14 protein-coding genes are annotated in these 17,187 nt (G+C 60.0%); 8 read left to right on the forward strand and 6 right to left on the reverse strand.

Going from position 1 to position 17,187, the window contains the following annotated elements:
* Positions 1 to 8 precede the first annotated feature (8 nt).
* From ACQE3L_RS02055 to ACQE3L_RS02075, 5 genes are all read right to left on the reverse strand, one after another.
* Positions 9 to 1,034, reverse strand: coding sequence for a sulfotransferase family protein (locus tag ACQE3L_RS02055; RefSeq protein ID WP_426962135.1), 1,026 nt, complete (start codon positions 1,032 to 1,034; stop codon positions 9 to 11).
* On the reverse strand, positions 1,031 to 1,651 hold the full coding sequence (gene cysC / locus ACQE3L_RS02060) for an adenylyl-sulfate kinase (RefSeq protein WP_426962136.1): 621 nt from the start codon (positions 1,649 to 1,651) through the stop codon (positions 1,031 to 1,033). Before cysC ends, ACQE3L_RS02055 begins: the two co-directional genes overlap by 4 nt.
* Positions 1,651 to 2,796, reverse strand: a complete 1,146-nt coding sequence (sat, locus tag ACQE3L_RS02065; RefSeq protein ID WP_426962137.1) for a sulfate adenylyltransferase — start codon at positions 2,794 to 2,796, stop codon at positions 1,651 to 1,653. Before sat ends, cysC begins: the two co-directional genes overlap by 1 nt.
* A gap of 247 nt (positions 2,797 to 3,043) precedes the next feature.
* Positions 3,044 to 3,901 carry a PHP domain-containing protein gene (locus tag ACQE3L_RS02070; protein WP_426962138.1) on the reverse strand — a complete coding sequence of 286 codons (858 nt, stop codon included), beginning with the start codon at positions 3,899 to 3,901 and terminating at the stop codon, positions 3,044 to 3,046.
* 42 nt (positions 3,902 to 3,943) lie between these two features.
* Entirely contained in the window at positions 3,944 to 4,798 is an 855-nt protein-coding gene (locus ACQE3L_RS02075; protein ID WP_426962139.1) for a sulfotransferase domain-containing protein, read from the reverse strand.
* Positions 4,799 to 4,890: 92 nt separating this feature from the next.
* Here ACQE3L_RS02075 and ACQE3L_RS02080 point away from each other — a divergent pair, with 92 nt between their 5' ends.
* From ACQE3L_RS02080 to ACQE3L_RS02105, 6 genes are read left to right on the forward strand one after another with little or no spacing between them, the layout of a single operon-like run.
* Positions 4,891 to 5,883 (forward strand): NAD-dependent epimerase/dehydratase family protein, encoded by a 993-nt coding sequence (locus ACQE3L_RS02080; protein WP_426962140.1) that lies wholly within the window; start codon positions 4,891 to 4,893, stop codon positions 5,881 to 5,883.
* 3 nt (positions 5,884 to 5,886) lie between these two features.
* On the forward strand, positions 5,887 to 6,951 hold the full coding sequence (locus tag ACQE3L_RS02085) for a lipid II:glycine glycyltransferase FemX (RefSeq protein WP_426962141.1): 1,065 nt from the start codon (positions 5,887 to 5,889) through the stop codon (positions 6,949 to 6,951).
* A complete protein-coding gene (locus ACQE3L_RS02090; RefSeq protein WP_426962142.1) occupies positions 6,951 to 7,991 on the forward strand; it encodes a DegT/DnrJ/EryC1/StrS family aminotransferase in 1,041 nt (346 codons plus the stop codon). The genes ACQE3L_RS02085 and ACQE3L_RS02090 overlap by 1 nt, the downstream gene beginning before the upstream one ends.
* Before the next feature lie 39 nt (positions 7,992 to 8,030).
* The gene (locus ACQE3L_RS02095) at positions 8,031 to 9,293 is read left to right on the forward strand and encodes a sulfatase-like hydrolase/transferase (RefSeq protein WP_426962143.1); all 1,263 of its coding nucleotides are present in this window, start codon (positions 8,031 to 8,033) and stop codon (positions 9,291 to 9,293) included.
* 1 nt (position 9,294) lies between these two features.
* The gene (locus tag ACQE3L_RS02100) at positions 9,295 to 10,413 is read left to right on the forward strand and encodes a glycosyltransferase family protein (RefSeq protein ID WP_426962144.1); all 1,119 of its coding nucleotides are present in this window, start codon (positions 9,295 to 9,297) and stop codon (positions 10,411 to 10,413) included.
* A complete protein-coding gene (locus ACQE3L_RS02105) occupies positions 10,410 to 11,837 on the forward strand; it encodes an oligosaccharide flippase family protein (RefSeq protein WP_426962145.1) in 1,428 nt (475 codons plus the stop codon). Before ACQE3L_RS02100 ends, ACQE3L_RS02105 begins: the two co-directional genes overlap by 4 nt.
* A gap of 180 nt (positions 11,838 to 12,017) precedes the next feature.
* Here ACQE3L_RS02105 and aglG read toward each other — a convergent pair whose 3' ends face one another.
* Entirely contained in the window at positions 12,018 to 12,947 is a 930-nt protein-coding gene (gene aglG / locus ACQE3L_RS02110; protein ID WP_426962146.1) for a glucosyl-dolichyl phosphate glucuronosyltransferase, read from the reverse strand.
* Positions 12,948 to 13,045: 98 nt separating this feature from the next.
* Here aglG and ACQE3L_RS02115 point away from each other — a divergent pair, with 98 nt between their 5' ends.
* Both ACQE3L_RS02115 and ACQE3L_RS02120 read left to right on the forward strand, forming a co-directional pair.
* Positions 13,046 to 16,204: an oligosaccharyl transferase, archaeosortase A system-associated gene (locus ACQE3L_RS02115; protein ID WP_426962147.1), complete on the forward strand. Its 3,159-nt coding sequence runs from the start codon at positions 13,046 to 13,048 to the stop codon at positions 16,202 to 16,204.
* Positions 16,205 to 16,208: 4 nt separating this feature from the next.
* Positions 16,209 to 17,156 (forward strand): DUF368 domain-containing protein, encoded by a 948-nt coding sequence (locus ACQE3L_RS02120; RefSeq protein ID WP_426962148.1) that lies wholly within the window; start codon positions 16,209 to 16,211, stop codon positions 17,154 to 17,156.
* Positions 17,157 to 17,187: the final 31 nt, after the last annotated feature.

Below are 17,187 nucleotides of genomic sequence, written 5' to 3' on the forward strand. Positions count from 1 at the left end.
AGACGGCTTCAGGCGAGAAGGCCGTACTTCAGGACCATGTAGTAGGAAAATGAGCGAGTAGCATAACGATCGATCTGCTCACGAGGGCTCTCCCGCCAGTATTTGAGTGTGGCAGCACGTTCCAGGTCCCGATCCTGCTCCGTATACGCCGCCTCATCCGTCTCGAACTCGTCGAGTAGTTCCCTGTCGTGTTCAAGTTCGTACCCGTGCTGTTCCATCTCGTCGGCAGCGATGTGCTCTGTGATCTTGATCTCCTCGTACGGGAGACGGTCCAGATATTTTCCGTAGTTGTCGCTCTTGATAGGTACCGAGAGGTTCTCGAATACATCGGCACTTTGAGATGACTCGCGCGCATCCTCTGATTCGTAGTAGTAGAGCATTTCCGGCTCGTACTCAAGGTCGAGGAACGAGCAGAGCGCCTGTGCTTCCTCCTCGGGGTTCTGAAGCAGATCTTCATATCGAATGCGGTGGACGCTATCCGGCCGCTCCTCGAGAAGGTTGAGTCCAGCCTCCTGCTCCTCCTGCCACCGTTTGGCGTTAAAATACGGGTGGTACTGTCCCACGTTCGAATTCTTGAACGATAGGACGGCATCACGAGGGTCCCGAACGAGATAGACAACCTTCAGATCCTCGTAGTGTTCGAACGCCTCGTCGAGGTAGTCCCACATGCTGGGGTCCTTCGAAACCCAGTGGTTCGCATCGACAGTAGCCGCGTACTCCTCGTATAGTGCCTGCTGGACTGCAAGGAAGGAATCGAGATCAGTTGACTCCAAGCGATCCACGACAGCATCGATGTCGAGCGCCTCCACGAGCGGGTGGAAAGAGTACTGCTTGCTGATCAGGATGTCACGGATCAGACGATGCCGCTTCTCGGGTGAGAGTTTACCTGCTGGCTTCGTCTTCCGCCATGGGTAGGCGGTTTCGAGTGGGTGCGGACCAGCGATTTCCGAGTGGGTATTCAGGATGCTCCGAACGAGGTTCGATCCCGAGCGCTCAGTTGAGAGGAGGAATACGGCGGAGGATTCGCCGCTCATTTGAAATACCCCAAGTCTTCTAAGCGCTGCTTGATCGATGACTCCTCGCCCTGTGTGATGTCGAAGTCATACTGGGAGAGTGTTTCGTCGTCGAATACGCCCAAATCATCCAGCCGCTTCATTACATGGTCCACTGATTCGTCAACCGACTCGCTGGCGGTATCCACAACTATGTCGGGGTCGATCGGGGTTTGAAACGGATGGTTGACACCGGTGAACTTCTCTATTTTTCCGGCTCTGGCCTTCTCATAGAGGTTCTTCGGATCACGCTCAGCCGCGACATCCAGAGGACACTTTACGTATACGAGAACGAACTCACCCGATTCCTCGATGATCTCTCGTGCCTGATGCTGTGAGTCTCTGAACGGGGTGATCATTGCGGTAACCGCGTTGATGCCATTCCTGTTTAGAAGTTTACAAACAAACGCTGTGCGGCGATTGTTCAGCGCTCGTTCCTCTCTGCTGAACCCGAGGTCCGGATGGAGATTCTTCCGGACCTCATCGCCATCGAGGTTCTCGACCGAAAGGTTCGCAGTCCTGAGTTGTTCTTCGACACGTTTCGCTAATGTCGACTTGCCGGAGGCGGGACGGCCCATAAACCACAGTGTGAATGACATCAGTTTCCAACGAAGGTGTCGTCTCGTTCCATTATAAACTCCGCTATCTCCGGCCGCATTATTTTCTCGGAGGGGGACTGGTCCTCTTTCACTAGTTCTCGAATTTTCGATCCTGACGGATAGATGCGTTCCTCGTCGCCGTGCGGACAGATCTTTCTTGAACACATACCATCACACGCTCGGCAGTAGAACGCGTGCTCAAACAGCATCGGTGTGATCCCGATATCACCGATCTCCTCGAAGACGTCGTGTGCTGCCTCAGGCCGGTAGTAGTCACCGACTCCGGCATGGTCCCGACCAATAATAAAGTGTGTACAACCTTGATTTTTCCGCACGATAGCGTCGAACACCGCCTCTCGGGGCCCCGCATATCGCATCCGACTCGGGAACACCGACAGTGCAACGTGATCCGATGGGTAGTAGTGCTCGATAAGTTCCTGATAGGAGCTGAGAATCACGTCGTCTTGGTAGTCGCCAGCTTTCTTCTCCCCGAGTTTCGGTTGGATGAGGATACCGTCGGTCCGCTCAAGCGCACATTTCTGGATATACTCGTGACCCCGGTGAGGCGCGTTTCGTGTCTGGAATCCAACTACTCGATCCCAGCCGTACTCCCGGAACAGTACTCGCGACTCCTTCGGGTGGAGGTCACTCTCGTTGTATCGATAGCCTTCGAAGACGTCGATGGGCCCCCCGACGAGGAAGTCACCCATGGATAAATGCTCAGCCACCCCAGGGTGGTCCGTATCATCCGTCCCGAACACGTGTGTTGCCGACTCTTGTTTGTTGAATTTGTATATCTCTTCGACTGCTATCGTGCCCATCACGTCGCCCGCTGGATCAACGAGCGCCGCCCGCTCGTCAGGTTCGAGTTCCGCGGCGAGGTCCGCGTCCACGTCGATAACGACCGGGAGCGGCCAGACGGTTCCATCCTCTAGTGTTCGGTCGTGGACGACTTTGAGAAAATCGTCACTGGACATGAACCCCTTGAGAGGGCTGTATCGACCGTTTGCGATGTTCATTGCGTCTTGGAACAATCGCTCGTCCAGCTGTATTCGGGGAAGTGACCCGATATCATCGACCCGCTCGCGGTGAGTCGATTCCTGAACCATCCGGTTGATGAGACTACCACCGTGAGGCTCGATCATCGGCTCTGGATTCTTGCCTATCCCGCAAAAGCGTGTTGTCTCCGCGGCGTCACTCGCGTTCAAGTCGCGACGTGACTGTGTCAACAAATCCAGTTGGCAGCGCCCACATCCACACCCGAATCACCGTCCCGACGATCACACCGACCGCGAAAATCAGCGCGTACCGTGGTTCGGATGCATCGCCTCCGACTCGGTTTACAGTTTCAGCCATACGCAGCTTTCCCTGTCGTGTCCTAATACTGTTTCGTTACGATAGTCCCGCAGTCTCACGGAGGAGTTCGAACTGCTCCCGTGAGATTCCGGTTCCGCCGATACGGAACTTACCTGACCCCGGACCGTGACAGTCCGAACCCCCTACTCGAAGGAGATCGTACTCGGCAGCAAGCTCGTCTGCCTCTGCGACATCGATGTCAGCGTACGCGTCCGGCCCGGCCGAGTCGTATGGATACCACACCTCGATGCCGTCGAGTCCCGAATCTGCCAGAGTGTCGACCATCTCGGGGACACGTTCCGAGCGGATACGTCCGGGGTGTGCAAGAGAGGCAACACCCCCAGCGGCGTGGATTGCGTTGAGAACTGTACCATGCGGGAGCCGTTTCATCGGCACATACGCCTCTGCGCCAGTCCCGAGATAGGCGTCGAAGGCCTCTCCGATAGAGTCAACGACACCTCCATCAACAAGTCGTTCAGCGAGGTGGGGCCGGCCTAGTGTGCCGTCGGCCTCTTCTTGCAGTGCCTCGTAGGAGAGGTCGAGTTCGGTGGCGTTTGTGAGGTTCGACACGAGTTGGCGGTTCCGCTCTCGCCGAAACTCTCGCGTCTGGTCGAGAGCGTCGAGGAGCTCCTCATTATCCGGATCGACGAAATGTCCGAGTATCTCGATCTTCGTGTCGAAGAGGTCTGCCCGGATTTCGACCCCAGTGACGATCGAGATTCCGTTGCGCAGTTCGACCCGCTCTGTGAGGACGTCATCTATTCGGTCGTGGTCGGTAATAGCGATCGAGTCAAGATCTCGCTCAACGGCTTGCTCGACGCGGTCGGGTATCGAACACGTACCGTCCGAGGCCGTCGTGTGTAAGTGGAGGTCTGCAGCCACTCGTGTCGTCATAGGTCGCCTTCCCTAGGTAGGTAAAAAAGGATATCGGGAAGGTCAGATCCCCCAAGCGTGGTCGTTTTCGTATCCGAGGCGAACGAGCGCATCCCCAGTTTCTTCCTTGAATGCTTCGACGTGTGCCGGCGTGAAGTGGTTTTTCCAGTCACCGATGAGACCTTTTCGGAACGTGTCACTTCCGCTTGAGTACGTCTTGTCTGCGATGTGACTGAGGTCGTTCTCGTCAATACTGACATCAAGATGGTGGGCGATACGTCGAACAGTCCGCTCCTGTGATGACCGATCCCCACCACCTTTCGGCCCAATGAGATCCTCAAATCGAACGGTTTCCACGTAGGGCTTCGTCTCCCATGCGAGGAAGGAGTCCATCCAGGTTCCAATACTTTCCAAGGGGTCACCATCGTCGGTATGTTTCCCGTCAACACCCCGAATAGAAGCCATGAGCCGTTCGTGGTCGTTGGGCAGGTCCGTATAGTGCTCGTGAAGCCGATGGTCTGGGTGCTTTTCTGACACATAGTGGAAGTGGGAGGTGACTACGTCGCGAGGGTCTCGAGTCATGAGAATCATTCTCATTTCATTCATTTCGACGATTTTGGCGTTTTCGGGAGAATAAAAGACGTGAGCAGAAGTGAATTGACCCCGCTTTGTAGCGTTCACCTTCTTCGCTAACTCGTCAGTTCCGGGTCGACGGTTGTAATTCATCGTTACGTGCTCAAAAGACGGACGGAGCACAGGGAACAGTGAGAGACACTGCGTAAGGAGGTTGGTACCCGACTTCGGCACGCTATTTGCGAGAACTCGGGGGCCGGACCATCTCGCGGCTAGTCGGCGGGGAGAGAGGCTGGCGAAGAGGAAGTAAGCACGTTCCTTCGCCCGGCTGGTTAAATCGCTCATGAGGGCAGTCACTCGGGCAGAGTTATATGATTTGATGTAGCGATTCCGGAATGCGGAAGGATTTTACTCACTCTCAGTAAAATTCGGACAGAATGCGCGTACTCGTGACAGGCGGCGCTGGATACATCGGGAACTACATCGTCGAGGAACTCCTCGACGCCGGACACCACGTCCGTGTCCTCGATTCGATGCTCTGGGGGGACGACGCTCTGGAGCCGTTTGAGGACGACGAAAACCTCGAGATCCGCGAAGGGGACATCCGGCACATCGAGGACCTCTCCTACGCCATGGATGACCGCGATGCGGTGGTTCACATGGCCGGGATTGTCGGCGACCCTGCCTGTGGCGTCAACGAGCAGGCGACCCAGTCGGTGAACGTTGAAGCGACGAAGTCGCTCGTCGAAGTGGCGAAGCTGCACGACATCGACCGCCTGGTCTTCGCGTCGACGTGTAGCGTCTACGGCGCCAGCGAACTGATGGAACTGAATGAGGGCTCCTACCTCAACCCCCTCTCGCTGTACGCTGAGTCGAAGATCGACTCCGAGGAGATCATCCTCCACGAAACGCAGGATCAGTTCGCCGACAACGACATCACGACGACGATTCTCCGCCTCGGCACGATCTTCGGCTGGTCCCGGCGGATGCGCTTCGACCTCGTCGTGAACATCCTCACGGCAAAGGCCGTCCTCGAGGGAGACATCCCGGTCTACGGCGGGGAACAGTACCGCCCCCTCGTCCACGTCCACGACGCCGCTCGGGCGTTCGCCGCCGTCCTCGACGCCGACGAGGAGAAAGTCGACCACCAGATCTTCAACGTCGGCGACAACGATCTGAACTACCAGATTAAGAAAGTTGGCCGCATCGTCGAGGAAAACGTCGAGGGCGCCGAAGTCCGATTCGTGGAACACAAGGAAGACGAGCGAACCTACCGAGTCAGCTTCGACAAGATCAACCACATCCTCGGCTGGGAAGCCGAGTACGACATCGCTGACGGCGTGCAGGAAATCAAGGAGTGGATGGAGGAAGAGGAGATCACGGACTACTCACAGAAAGAGATGCGTAACTCCGAATACCCGTACATGTGACAGATGACCGTTGAAATATTCACCGAGAATCGTCTGAACGAGTGGCAAGAGTTGTACGACTCGCTCGAGCACGCTGGGTCGTACCACGACCCACGATACATGTCGTTGCTGGCCGGTGGGTTCGAACAGGAGTCCGAATTCGCCGAGGCGTTCGTTTATACGACCGACGACGCGTTCGTCTACTACCCGTATATCCGGCGCACGTTGTCCGAACTCCCGTTCGAAGTCGACGATATCGACGGCGTGGAGTACTCCGACATCGTCTCGTCGTGGTACTACGGGGGGCCGGTCGCGTCGGTCGGGGCGGACGAGGATACCGTGGATGCGTTCCTTGAGGAGTTCTCTGACTACTGTCGCCGGGAGAACATCGTCTCCGAGTTCGTCCGATTTGACCCGAACCTCGAGAACCACGAGACGTTCGAGGCGCTCGATCCCAGTTTCAACAGGGAAACCGTTCGCGTTGACCTGACCCAGTCACTCGACGACATCTGGGACGACTTTGAGAAGCGGAATCGGAACGCTATTCGGCAGGCACAGGAGACGGATATCGTCGTCGAGCCAACGACCGACCCCGACGACTACGCAGCGTTCCACGACATCTACACGGACGCGATGAAGGCGCAGGACGCAGCCAAACACTACCGATTCCCGCTCTCGTTCTTCGAGGCATTACTGGCCGAGGACGATTTGGCGACGCTTTCGGTTGCCCGGTACGAGGGGGAAGTGATCGGGGGGTCGTTCGTCGTTCACGACGACGACATCGCCCATGACTACCTGCGCGCGTCGGATCCTGACTACTGGGACCTCAGGGTGAACAACCTGATCTGCTACGAATCGCTCATGGAGATGCGAAGGACCGGACGGGAACTGTTCGACTTTCAGGGGGGCCGTCCAGGCGTATTCAAATTCAAGCGCGGTTTCTCCGAGTCTGGCCGCGGGGAGTTCCACATCGCGAAGCAGGTACACATCGACGACGTGTACGATACGCTCGTTGATGCAGCGTCCGACTCCGGTGTCGACACCGAGTCGGGATACTTCCCGGCGTACCGTGTCGAACAAAGCAACTGATGGTTCCACTCGCTGACCCACAGGTAGACCGGGAAACAATCGAGCACGTCAGCAGTCTCCTCGCTTCTGGTGACCTCTCGACGGGGGAGGCCGTCGAAGAGTTCGAACAGACCTTCGGGGCGTTTTCCGACAGGAAGTACGCGACGGCAGTTTGCTCTGGGAGCGTCGCTCTCGAGATGGCACTCGAAGCCGTCTTCGATTCCGGGAGCCGAATCGCTCTCTCGCCGTATAACTGTGGTGCGACCCTTTACTCAGTCCTCCGTGCAGGCCTGCAACCGGCGTTCGTCGACGCCGAACCGGACTCCTGTGGAATCGACCCGGAGTCACTATCGACCGTCGGGACTTCCGTAGACGGCGTCCTCGTCGCCCACCTATTCGGCGAACCTAGCAGGGTCGACGACCTGCTCACCGTCTCGGACGCGAACGATATCACCGTCGTCGAGGACTTCGCACAGGCGCCCGGGGCAGAGGCCGACGGACGAGTAACTGGTTCGATCGGGACTGTGAGCGTCTGTAGTTTTGGCGCAACCAAGAACATCACGACAGCCGAGGGCGGGGTGGTTCTCAGTGACGACCCTGCCATCGAGGAGCGAGTGAGCCGTTCCCGTTCGAACACCGACGACGTGTCGCCACCGCCCCGGAGCGTTCGAATGAACGATATCGAGGCCACCATTGGTCTCGGCCAACTGGAGAACTACGACGAGACAGTCGGCCGGAAGCGCCATATCGCCGAGATATATCGGCAGGTATCCGATATCGGTCGCCATCCAGCAACGCGCCAAGGCGCAACGAACGTTTACCATGCATATCCGATTCGGCATGCCGACGCTGACCGGCTCGCCGACCACCTCGAAGCGCACGACATCGGAACGTCGCGGCTGTACTCGAAGCCGCTCCACGAGTACGATGAGGCGCCGTCAGTAGACCGCTCGTTCCCGGTTGCGGAAGCGCTCTCGGCGGAAATTGTGCTACTCCCGATCCACGCGGGGATGTCCGAAGCGGACGCCAAGGAGGTCGTGGCGACCCTCGAATCGTTCTGAACCAATAGCTTAAACACCCGGACAGCGCTTCTCACGAACATGAATATCGTCCTCGCTTCGGTCGACTGTGCGCGGCCGGACGCGTTCACCCACCGGTTCTACGAACGCGAGAAGGAGAACGGGGCCTTCTACGACACCTGCATCGTCCAAGCCCCGTTCACGAGTCCCTCCCATACCTCGATGCTTACCGGTCAGGCGCCGTACAACCATGACGTTCGTTGGCTCGTCGACTACGAGACGGATGCGACGACGTTGACGGAACTGCTCCAAGAGGAAGGGTTCAACACGGCGGGGTTCACTGGCGGCTATCCGCTCCCCACCGGTAACCTCGACAAGGGGTTCGATACGTGGGAACACCACGCCGAAATCGAGGACCGAATGGAGGGTCGACAAGAGTTCGGCCCCGCGAACGTGCTCGTGAACCGCGCCATCAACTGGTTCCACGACCACGAGGGCGAGGACAACTTCGTCTTCCTCCATTTTTTCGACCTCCACTTCACCCTCCGATCGGAGTTCGGCAACCGCGAACGTCCCGACTTCGACGACCAGCACGTCTACGAGAACGTCGAACAGCACATCGGCCGCCAGCAGGAACGCTATCACGAGGAAGCCGACTTCGTTGGGCGACAGTTGGAACTGCTGTTCGATCTGGTCGACGTCGATGCGGGTGTCCTGACGGCCGACCACGGCTCGAAGATGCCGCGGGAACACGGCTACCCGTGGGTGTACGACGGCGAAGGCAACAGAGTCGGCTCCCAGTTCCGCGCGGTCGAACTGTACGATGAACTGGTCAGGGTCCCGCTGATCTTCACCGGTGAGATGTTCCCGGAGCGGACGGTCCACGAGCAGGTCAGGACCATCGATATCGTGCCGACCCTACTCGACGCCCTCGACATCGGGAGTCCGGACGTTGACGGCGGGAGCCTGCTCGACGGTGACCTCCCGGAATTGGCGTACTTCGAAACGTACCACGGCCAACTCACCTCGGAGAACAAGCTGACCCACAAAATGAACGAGAACTACGAGTTCGGCTGGAACGACATCGACTCACTCGTCGGCGTCCGGTCCAACGAGTGGAAACTCGTCTGCACCGCGAACGGGGATGTCAAACCGCGGGAGCTGTATCACATCGCACAGGACCCCGCGGAGTCCCGGAACCTCTTAGAGGAAGAAGAGGAGGTCGCCGCCGACCTGCTCGAAGAGCTCCTAGAGTGGATCGGTGATGACGACCAGCGCTACGAAACCGCGGATCGAGTCGGCGACGAGACGCGGAGCCACCTCGAAGACCTCGGCTACATCTGAGATGCGGACCGCACTCCTGATATCGAACGTCACCACCGACGATCCAGGGGGACGTGCGGCGGACCTCTCGACACGGGAGGAGCTACTCCGTGAGAACGGCTGGGAACAGGTCATCGGGCATGTGCCGGAGCCGTACGTCAAAACGTTCCTGCCGTCGATACTCCGGTGTTACCGTCGCGGGCGGCGATCCGACGCTGATATCGTTGTTTCGGTGAGTAATCCCTTCCACCTCCAACTCGTCGGCTTCGTCGTCAGCCGCCTCCTCAGGGTTCCGTGGGTAGTCGAGTTCCGTGACCCGATGGTGACGAACCCCGACCGGGACCCGGACGCCCCGCTTACGAAGGTTGCAGAGGCCGTCGAGCGTCTTTGTGTCACGCGGGCCGAGCGAGTACTTTGGACCGATGGTATCCAAGTCGGAGTGTCCTACTACCGCGAGAGGTATCCGAACGTCGACTCGGAGACGTTCGTCGAACTGCCTTTCAAAGGGTACGAACGGGGGACGTTCAACGATGTCGAACCAGAGGAGTACGATGACTTCACTGTGACGTACGCCGGATCGTTCTACGATGGCTGGATAGAACCATACGCGTTCCTCGAGGGTCTTGGCGAGTACGTCGAGCGGGACGACCCCGGCCTCACGGCGCAGTTCTACGGCGACTGGGAAGAGGAGTACTCCACTGCCGCCCGAGAATCGGGAGTCGAAAGCGTCGTGGAGACACACGACTTCGTTCCCTACGAGGAGATCGTTCCGGTGTTGAAGGGTTCAGACGTTGCCCTCTACATCGGCGGAACGGATCCGGAGAACAGCGAGAGCGTCCCCTCGAAGGTTTGGGATTACATCGGGGCCCGGACGCCGATACTCGCGCTCGTCGATCCCGATTTCCGGGTCGCCAAAATAATTGATCGGAACGGACTGGGGATCGTCGTTGATCCCCGGAACAGCGACGAGATATCGTCTGCCCTCCATGACCTACGTTCTGGCACGTTCATGTATGATCCAGACCCCGAGTTGTTCGAGCGCTTCGCGCGGACTACGAAAATCGAGGCAATGGCGCACGCCTTTGATAATGCTGCTAGAAAAAATCTAACCTCATCAGATCGGGAAGATCCTAGCAGATGACCGACAGCGATGCGGGCAGGGAGAGCATTCTGCTCTTTGGGATCCAGATGGCGGCTCGTGTCGTCGGTTTCTTGGGTCTCATCTACTTCACGAAGGAGATTCCTCCATCAGAACTTGGCGTCTATTTCCTGTTCTTCCTCGTGATCCAAGTCTCTTCGATGCTGGGGAACATGGGGTTAGGGCAAGCGCTTGTCCGGCGCATCGGCGAAGGGGAACGCCAGTCTGAACTGTTTACCGTTACGATAACTGTTGTCACTGTAGTCACGCTGATCGCAACAGTCACTTTCTATGCCCTTCGAGAACCGCTCGCAGGCTATATTGGAGCTGACGTTCCAGGACTCCTAGCGTTGGGAACTGGGACGTGGCTCCTCGCTGATTTGTTAATTAGCACGCTTCAAGCAGAGGATCGGGTCCTTACCGGCGGTTTACTCCAACTACTTCAAGATATAGTCCGAGTTGGTATTGGTGCCGTACTCCTCACTATCGGCTACGGCCCGGTCGGACTGATGTATGGCGTTATTGCGGGCTTCGTCGCAACCGTGATTATCGGCTTCCCGATCTCGGATCTATCGTTCGCGGTTCCTGAGGGGGCCGACTTCTCACGTGTGTTCAGTATATCACGCTACACAATGTTTTTTGGGCCGACTAACCTAATATATTTCTGGCTCGACACGTTTCTCATCGGTGTCCTGCTTACGAGGGGAGATGTGAGTGCGTACGAAGTCGCATGGCAGACCACTAGGGTACTGGTTATCGCGACGTCAGCGATCAATACCACCATCTTTCCAAAAGTATCCCGGTGGGCGAGTCGAGGAGAGCATGGCGAGATAGAGCGCGTGATTCCGGGAGCCGTTCTCTTCGGACTGTTTTTCCCGCTTCCCGGCACCATCGGAATTTTTGTCCTGGGGGAAGAGATACTCGGCACGATATATGATCCAAATTATACTATTGCAGCCATTCCGATGTTGGTTCTGTCTGGATATATGGTCGTGGAGTCAATTCAACGGATAGGCAACTCCCTGCTGACCGGGATGGACCGAGCGGACATTCCCTTCCGATCGCGGCTTGTTGGAGTAACGCTCGCTTTGGCGCTAAATATCACTTTGATTCCCCGTTACGGCCTCGTAGGTGCTGCCGTAGCGACGCTGGTAGCGAAGTTGATCGATACAGCTTATCAGTGGATATTCATCGAAAGGTTGCTTGATATCGACTATCCCACCAGGAGCTTGTTGTGGCAAATCGGGAGCGCAGTCGGAATGGGCGTCATCGTTGCCACTATCGTCACAGCTCTCGGGCCTCTGTCGACGGTGACTCTTCTACTCACTATTCTCATCGGTGCGGGAGTATACGGGGGACTCGTCCTATTTGACCCGGAGATCAGACAAATAGTCAATCAGTACCTACCGGTGACACTACCTGCTTGAAAATCCACAAGGATTCCAATTATGGACAGACATAATGATATTAAAATAATTTGTCGCCTTACTTATCTCTGATTCAATTTTTGTACAACAATATCATCCCCGAGAGAGACAGCTACAGTCAGGTTGACTGCGGTGCTCTCGTGTAGCCGAGAAGTTCTAAAATCGTTTCACTTTTTGGTTTTATGAGCGGTCGAACCACTTCCACAAACCATACACATATCCACTACCCACACACAGAGTAAATACCAGTAACATCATCAATTGTACCACGGCCGCTATTGACGGAGACCGCGCTAACTTCTTCACACGACCGGGAACAAATTCCGTCAGCAGATTGCCTATGAATTCTCCTTCTTCGCTACCACCCTCCTGAACCAAGGTTTCCATTGCTCGCTTCGAGTATCCCTGCCAAAACGCCCGGTCCAACAGCCAGAAGAAGTCCGTTCGGTAGTCGAACACCTTGTGCGCGACCGTCGCCTCGGGGTCATACCACACGCCGCGACCGTACTGCTCGCGCATTCGCGCACACAGCTCCGTCTCCCCACCTTGCAAATTCGCGTCTCCCTTTCGCCCGCCGATATTCGCGTCGAACCCGCCGAGTTCTTCGAATATGTCGGCACGGAACGAGATGTTCGACCCGAACGTGTTTCGCACCTCACCGGGTCCGTCCGCGAAGCCACGGTGTGTGACGCCCACAAGCCAATAAAACTCCTCGGGAAGGAACGATGGCTTGCCCGCGAGCCATTCGGGAGTCATCTTTCCGCCAGCCGCGATGGCGTCCTCCTCTTCGTAGGCACGGACCAGCCGCTCAACCCACTCTTCGTCCGCGATAGCGTCGTCGTCAATGAACGCAACTACGTCGCCGGACGCGATCTCCGCACCCTTGTTCCGGCTCTTCAGAAGGCCGGCGTTCTCGTCGTTACAGTGGACTACCACGTCCTCACAGTCGCCGTATTCCTCCTCGACGCGGTCGTACACCTCCGGTGTGCCGTCGACGATGACGGCGAGTTCCACATCGTCGTACGTCTGTGAGAGCACGCTGTCGGCGGCCTCCGCGAAGTGGTCGTACATATCCATCGTATACGTGCACAGGACGACCGAGACTTTCACACGTAGACGATGACGTAAGCACAGTTTATGTATTGTGACTGCGCGGTTGCTCCCTTTATCACAAGCCTTATGCGCGTTTTGCCAGTCTGCTTCAGACAATGAGTCAAGCGAGCGACCCACCCGATGAGTCGGGCGACTCGGTGCTCGACCTCCTCGAACGGTGGTACCACGTCCCCGCGCTCGCGGCGTTCCTCGGCCTAATGCTCTGGAGCCGTCTCCAGAACTACGGCGAGTTCGTCCGCGACGGCGAAGCGTTCTTCCGCGGGAACGACGCCTGGTATCACTCCCGCACGACGAAGTACACCGTCGAGAACTTCCCGGGAACGCTACCGTTTGAGGCGTGGACCGGATTTCCGTATGGACAGCATGTAGGTCACTTCGGTACTCTCTATGACCTGATCACGGCGACGCTTATCCTCGTCAGCTCGCCGTTCCTCGGCGAGGACGCGTCAACGGTAATGATGCTGGTGATGGCGCCGCTGTTCGCAGCCGCGACCGGCCTCCTCACATACTTCATCGGGAAGCGCTTCGTCGGGAAGTTCGGCTCAGTCGTCGCGGTCGGTGTCCTCGCACTCTTCTCGGGGACGTTCTTCAACTACACCCTCGTGGGGTTCTACGACCACCACGCGGGTGAGGTCTTCTTCCAGACACTCGCCGTCCTCGCGTTCCTCGTCGCCTTTGCGGTTGCAGAGCGTGAAAAGCCCGTTTGGGAACTCGTCGTCGACCAGGACACCGAGGCCCTCAAGCGCCCCCTCGCGTACGCGGCCGCGGCCGGTCTCGCGCTCGCGCTCTACATGTACACGTGGCAGCCCGGCGTGATGATGGTCGGCTTCACGGGCATCTTCCTCGTCGTCAAGATCACGAGCGACGTGGTCCACGGCGAGAGCCCGGAGCCGACCGCGTTCGTCGGTGCGGTGGCGATGGGCATCGCCGGCCTTCTGCAGCTCATCCCTCTGGACACCTTTAGCTTCGATACGACCGGCTACTCCCTCCTGCAAGTCATCCTCCCGCTCGGCGTCGCCGTCGGAAGCGCGTTTCTCGCGTACCTCGCCCGCGAGTGGGAGGCACGTGATCTCGACGCGACGACGTACCCGGCCGCAGTCGGCGGGCTGATCGCACTCTCTATTGGTGTGCTCTCGGTCGCAGTCCCTTCCTTCTGGAACACGCTGTACAGTAACGTGCTCCGGACGCTCGGATTCAGCACGAGCGCGACCGCCCGCACCATCGGCGAGGCCCAACCCCCCCTCGCCCGATACGGCTTCGGCGAGTTCGTGCTCTCCGAGTACGGGCTCGCGTTCTTCCTCGCACTCTTCGCCGTCCTCTACATCCTCGCGCGGCCGCTGATCAAGAGCGACGACGTGCGTGACACGGGCTACGTCGCGGCCGCGTTCGTCGTCATCGGCTCGGTGTACGCGCTGCCGCAAGTGTACGGCTTCGTGGGCGGCCTCGTCGGCGTCGGCTGGCAGGTCGTCGGGCTCGCCATCGCGGCCGCGTTCCTCGTGGGCGCGACCTACCGCGCCAAGTACGACGCGGAGGAACTCTACTTCCTCGTGTGGGCGGCGTTCATCGCGAGCGCCGCGTTCACGCAGATGCGCTTCAACTACTACCTCGCCGTCATCGTCGCGGTCGGCGCGGCGTACTTCCTCCAGCTCGCGCTCGACGCCTTGAACCTCCGCGGCCAGCCCCTCGACGAGCTCGCGAGCGACATCCAGGGCTGGCAGGTGCTAACGGCCGCGGCCGTGGTGCTCGTGCTCGTCGCGCCCCTACTGTTCATGGTCACGCCGGTGTGGGCCGCGGGCGCGCAGAACGGCCCCGGCAGCGTCGTCCAGTGGGACGACAGCCTGCAGTGGATGAACGACGAGACGCCCCATCCGGGCGAGCTCGAGGGCGCGAACAACCCGATGGAGTTCTACGGCACCTACGAGCGCCCTGAGGACGGCGACTTCGACTACCCCGAGGGCGCCTACGGCGTGCAGTCGTGGTGGGACTACGGCCACTGGATCACCACCAGAGCCGAGCGCATCCCGAACGCCAACCCCTTCCAGCAGAACGCGGCCGAGGCGGCCAACTTCCTCTTAGCGCCGAGCGAGGAGGACGCGGAGGACGTCCTCGCGAGCCAGAGCGACGAAGGCGAGCACACCCGCTACGTCATGGTCGACTGGCAGATGATCGACGCTAACTCCAAGTTCGGCGCGCCGGTCACGTTCTACAACGACGAGGGGCAGGAGCTCACCCGCGACGACTTCTTCAGTCTGCTCTACCAGCAGACCGAGCAGGGCGGCTTCCGGCCCGTCACGCAGGTGAACGACCAGCGCTACTACGAGAGCCTGATGGTGCGCCTCTACGAGTTCCACGGCAGCGCCACCTCCGCTCAGCCGGTCGTCGTCGACTGGCAGGAGACGGACGCGCAGACGCAGAGCGGCGAGCAGGTGACGGTCAACACCATGCCGCAGGGCGAGGAGCCGACCGTCAAGACCTTCGACAACATGAGCGCCGCGCGCGCCTACGTCGAGGAGGACGGCAGTGCGCAGGTCGGCGGCATCGGCGGGTTCCCGAGCGAGGACGTGCCGGCCCTGGAGCACTACCGGCTCGTGCACGCGAACCAGCAGCCGGCGTTCCGGCGCACGCTCCAGCGCCAGCAGGTCGCGCAGGTGCTCGGGATTCCCGGCAGCGCGCTCTCGACGACGCCCCAGCGCTGGGTGAAGACGTTCGAGCGCGTGCCCGGCGCGACCGTCGAGGGCTCGGGCGCCGAGCCCGGCGAGGAGGTGACCGCGACGGTCGAGATGGGGATGCCTGGCAGCAACGAGACGTTCACGTACACGCAGTACGCGACCGCGAACGAGGACGGCGAGTTCACGTTCACGCTGCCGTACTCCACGACGGGCTACGCGGAGTACGGCCCCGAGAACGGCTACACGAACACGAGCGTCCGCGCCGAGGGCTCGTACCGGATCTTCGACGAAGGCGAGACGCTCGACAACGGCACGACGGTCCAGAACCGCGCCGAGGTGGACATCTCCGAGGCGACGGTCGTCGGCGACGACGACGAGCCGGTGACGGTCACCCTCGAAGAGGAGCGGACCGAACCGGAGGGCGCGGGCGGGAACGAGACGGACGACGGCACCACGACGAACGAGTCCTCGCTGTCGGGGAGCGCGTTCGCGGACTCGCTCACGGCGGCTGACGGCGACGGCGGCGCTGGCACGTTCGAGGCCGTGACCGCACCGCGGGCCGGGACGCTTGCCGCGGAGCCGTAGTCCGATGGTCGCGCTCCGGGACTGGCTGGCGGTCTACCTGAAGGGGGTCGCCATGGGCTGTGCGGACGCGGTCCCGGGCGTCTCGGGCGGCACCATCGCGCTCATCGTCGGTGTCTACGAGCGGCTGATCGCCGCGATCACGACCGTCAGCCCGGAGCGCATCCGGCGAGTGCTCGCGGGCGTGCGGCCCCGGAACCTGCCCGACGCCAGGGCCGCGTTCCTGGAGGTCGACGGCGCGTTCCTCGCCGTCCTCGGCGCCGGAATTGCGACCGCGATCGTCACCGTCCTGCGACTGGTCGACCACCTGCTCGAAACGCTCCCGGTCCCCACCTTCGGCTTCTTCTTCGGGCTGATCGCCGCCTCGGCGGTCGTCCTCTACGGTGAGGTCGATCTCTCGACGCGCGACCGGAAGGCGGCGGCCGCGGGCGGGTTCCTGCTCGCCTTCCTCACCTCCGGCTACGCCTCCAGCGCGCTCGGGGCGGGGAGCTACCCCGTCCTCTTCGTCGCGGGCGCGGTCGCGGTCAGCGCGATGATCCTCCCGGGCATCTCCGGCTCGCTCCTGTTGATCATCCTCGGCCAGTACGAGTACATGAGCGGCGCGCTTTCGGCGTTCGTCGACGCGCTGGTCGGTCTCGCCGTGGGCGGCGAGCCCGCCCGCGTGACCGAGACCGCGCCGCCCGTGCTGGTCTTCGTCGCGGGCGCGCTCGTCGGGCTGTTCACCGTCGCGCACGCGGTGCGGCGCGCGCTCGAACGCGACCGCGCGGCCACGCTCGCGTTCCTGGTCAGCCTCATCGTCGGCGCGCTCCGAGCGCCGGTCGCGGAGGTCGGCCGCGTCCTCGCGGAGACGGGCGGCACCTGGCGCGCGGCCGCGCCGGAGTTCGCGCTCGCGGCGGTCGGCGGCGCGCTCGCGGTCGGCCTCCTGGACCGCTACTCCGGGACGATCGAGTACTGATCGGGCCCACGCCTCGCGCGACCGCGGTCGA

The sequence above is a fragment of the Haloparvum alkalitolerans genome (genome assembly GCF_050122995.1).
In the GTDB taxonomy this organism is placed as follows: domain Archaea; phylum Halobacteriota; class Halobacteria; order Halobacteriales; family Haloferacaceae; genus Haloparvum; species Haloparvum alkalitolerans.

What these genes read in the sequence shown, in the direction of transcription:
- ACQE3L_RS02055 (WP_426962135.1), bottom strand. Translation starts at nt 1,034, where the DNA reads ATGAGCGGCGAATCCTCCGCCGTATTCCTCCTCTCAACTGAGCGCTCG.
- cysC (WP_426962136.1), bottom strand. Translation starts at nt 1,651, where the DNA reads ATGTCATTCACACTGTGGTTTATGGGCCGTCCCGCCTCCGGCAAGTCG.
- sat (WP_426962137.1), bottom strand. Translation starts at nt 2,796, where the DNA reads ATGATCGAGCCTCACGGTGGTAGTCTCATCAACCGGATGGTTCAGGAA.
- ACQE3L_RS02070 (WP_426962138.1), bottom strand. Translation starts at nt 3,901, where the DNA reads ATGACGACACGAGTGGCTGCAGACCTCCACTTACACACGACGGCCTCG.
- ACQE3L_RS02075 (WP_426962139.1), bottom strand. Translation starts at nt 4,798, where the DNA reads ATGAGCGATTTAACCAGCCGGGCGAAGGAACGTGCTTACTTCCTCTTC.
- ACQE3L_RS02080 (WP_426962140.1), top strand. Translation starts at nt 4,891, where the DNA reads ATGCGCGTACTCGTGACAGGCGGCGCTGGATACATCGGGAACTACATC.
- ACQE3L_RS02085 (WP_426962141.1), top strand. Translation starts at nt 5,887, where the DNA reads ATGACCGTTGAAATATTCACCGAGAATCGTCTGAACGAGTGGCAAGAG.
- ACQE3L_RS02090 (WP_426962142.1), top strand. Translation starts at nt 6,951, where the DNA reads ATGGTTCCACTCGCTGACCCACAGGTAGACCGGGAAACAATCGAGCAC.
- ACQE3L_RS02095 (WP_426962143.1), top strand. Translation starts at nt 8,031, where the DNA reads ATGAATATCGTCCTCGCTTCGGTCGACTGTGCGCGGCCGGACGCGTTC.
- ACQE3L_RS02100 (WP_426962144.1), top strand. Translation starts at nt 9,295, where the DNA reads ATGCGGACCGCACTCCTGATATCGAACGTCACCACCGACGATCCAGGG.
- ACQE3L_RS02105 (WP_426962145.1), top strand. Translation starts at nt 10,410, where the DNA reads ATGACCGACAGCGATGCGGGCAGGGAGAGCATTCTGCTCTTTGGGATC.
- ACQE3L_RS02115 (WP_426962147.1), top strand. Translation starts at nt 13,046, where the DNA reads ATGAGTCAAGCGAGCGACCCACCCGATGAGTCGGGCGACTCGGTGCTC.
- ACQE3L_RS02120 (WP_426962148.1), top strand. Translation starts at nt 16,209, where the DNA reads ATGGTCGCGCTCCGGGACTGGCTGGCGGTCTACCTGAAGGGGGTCGCC.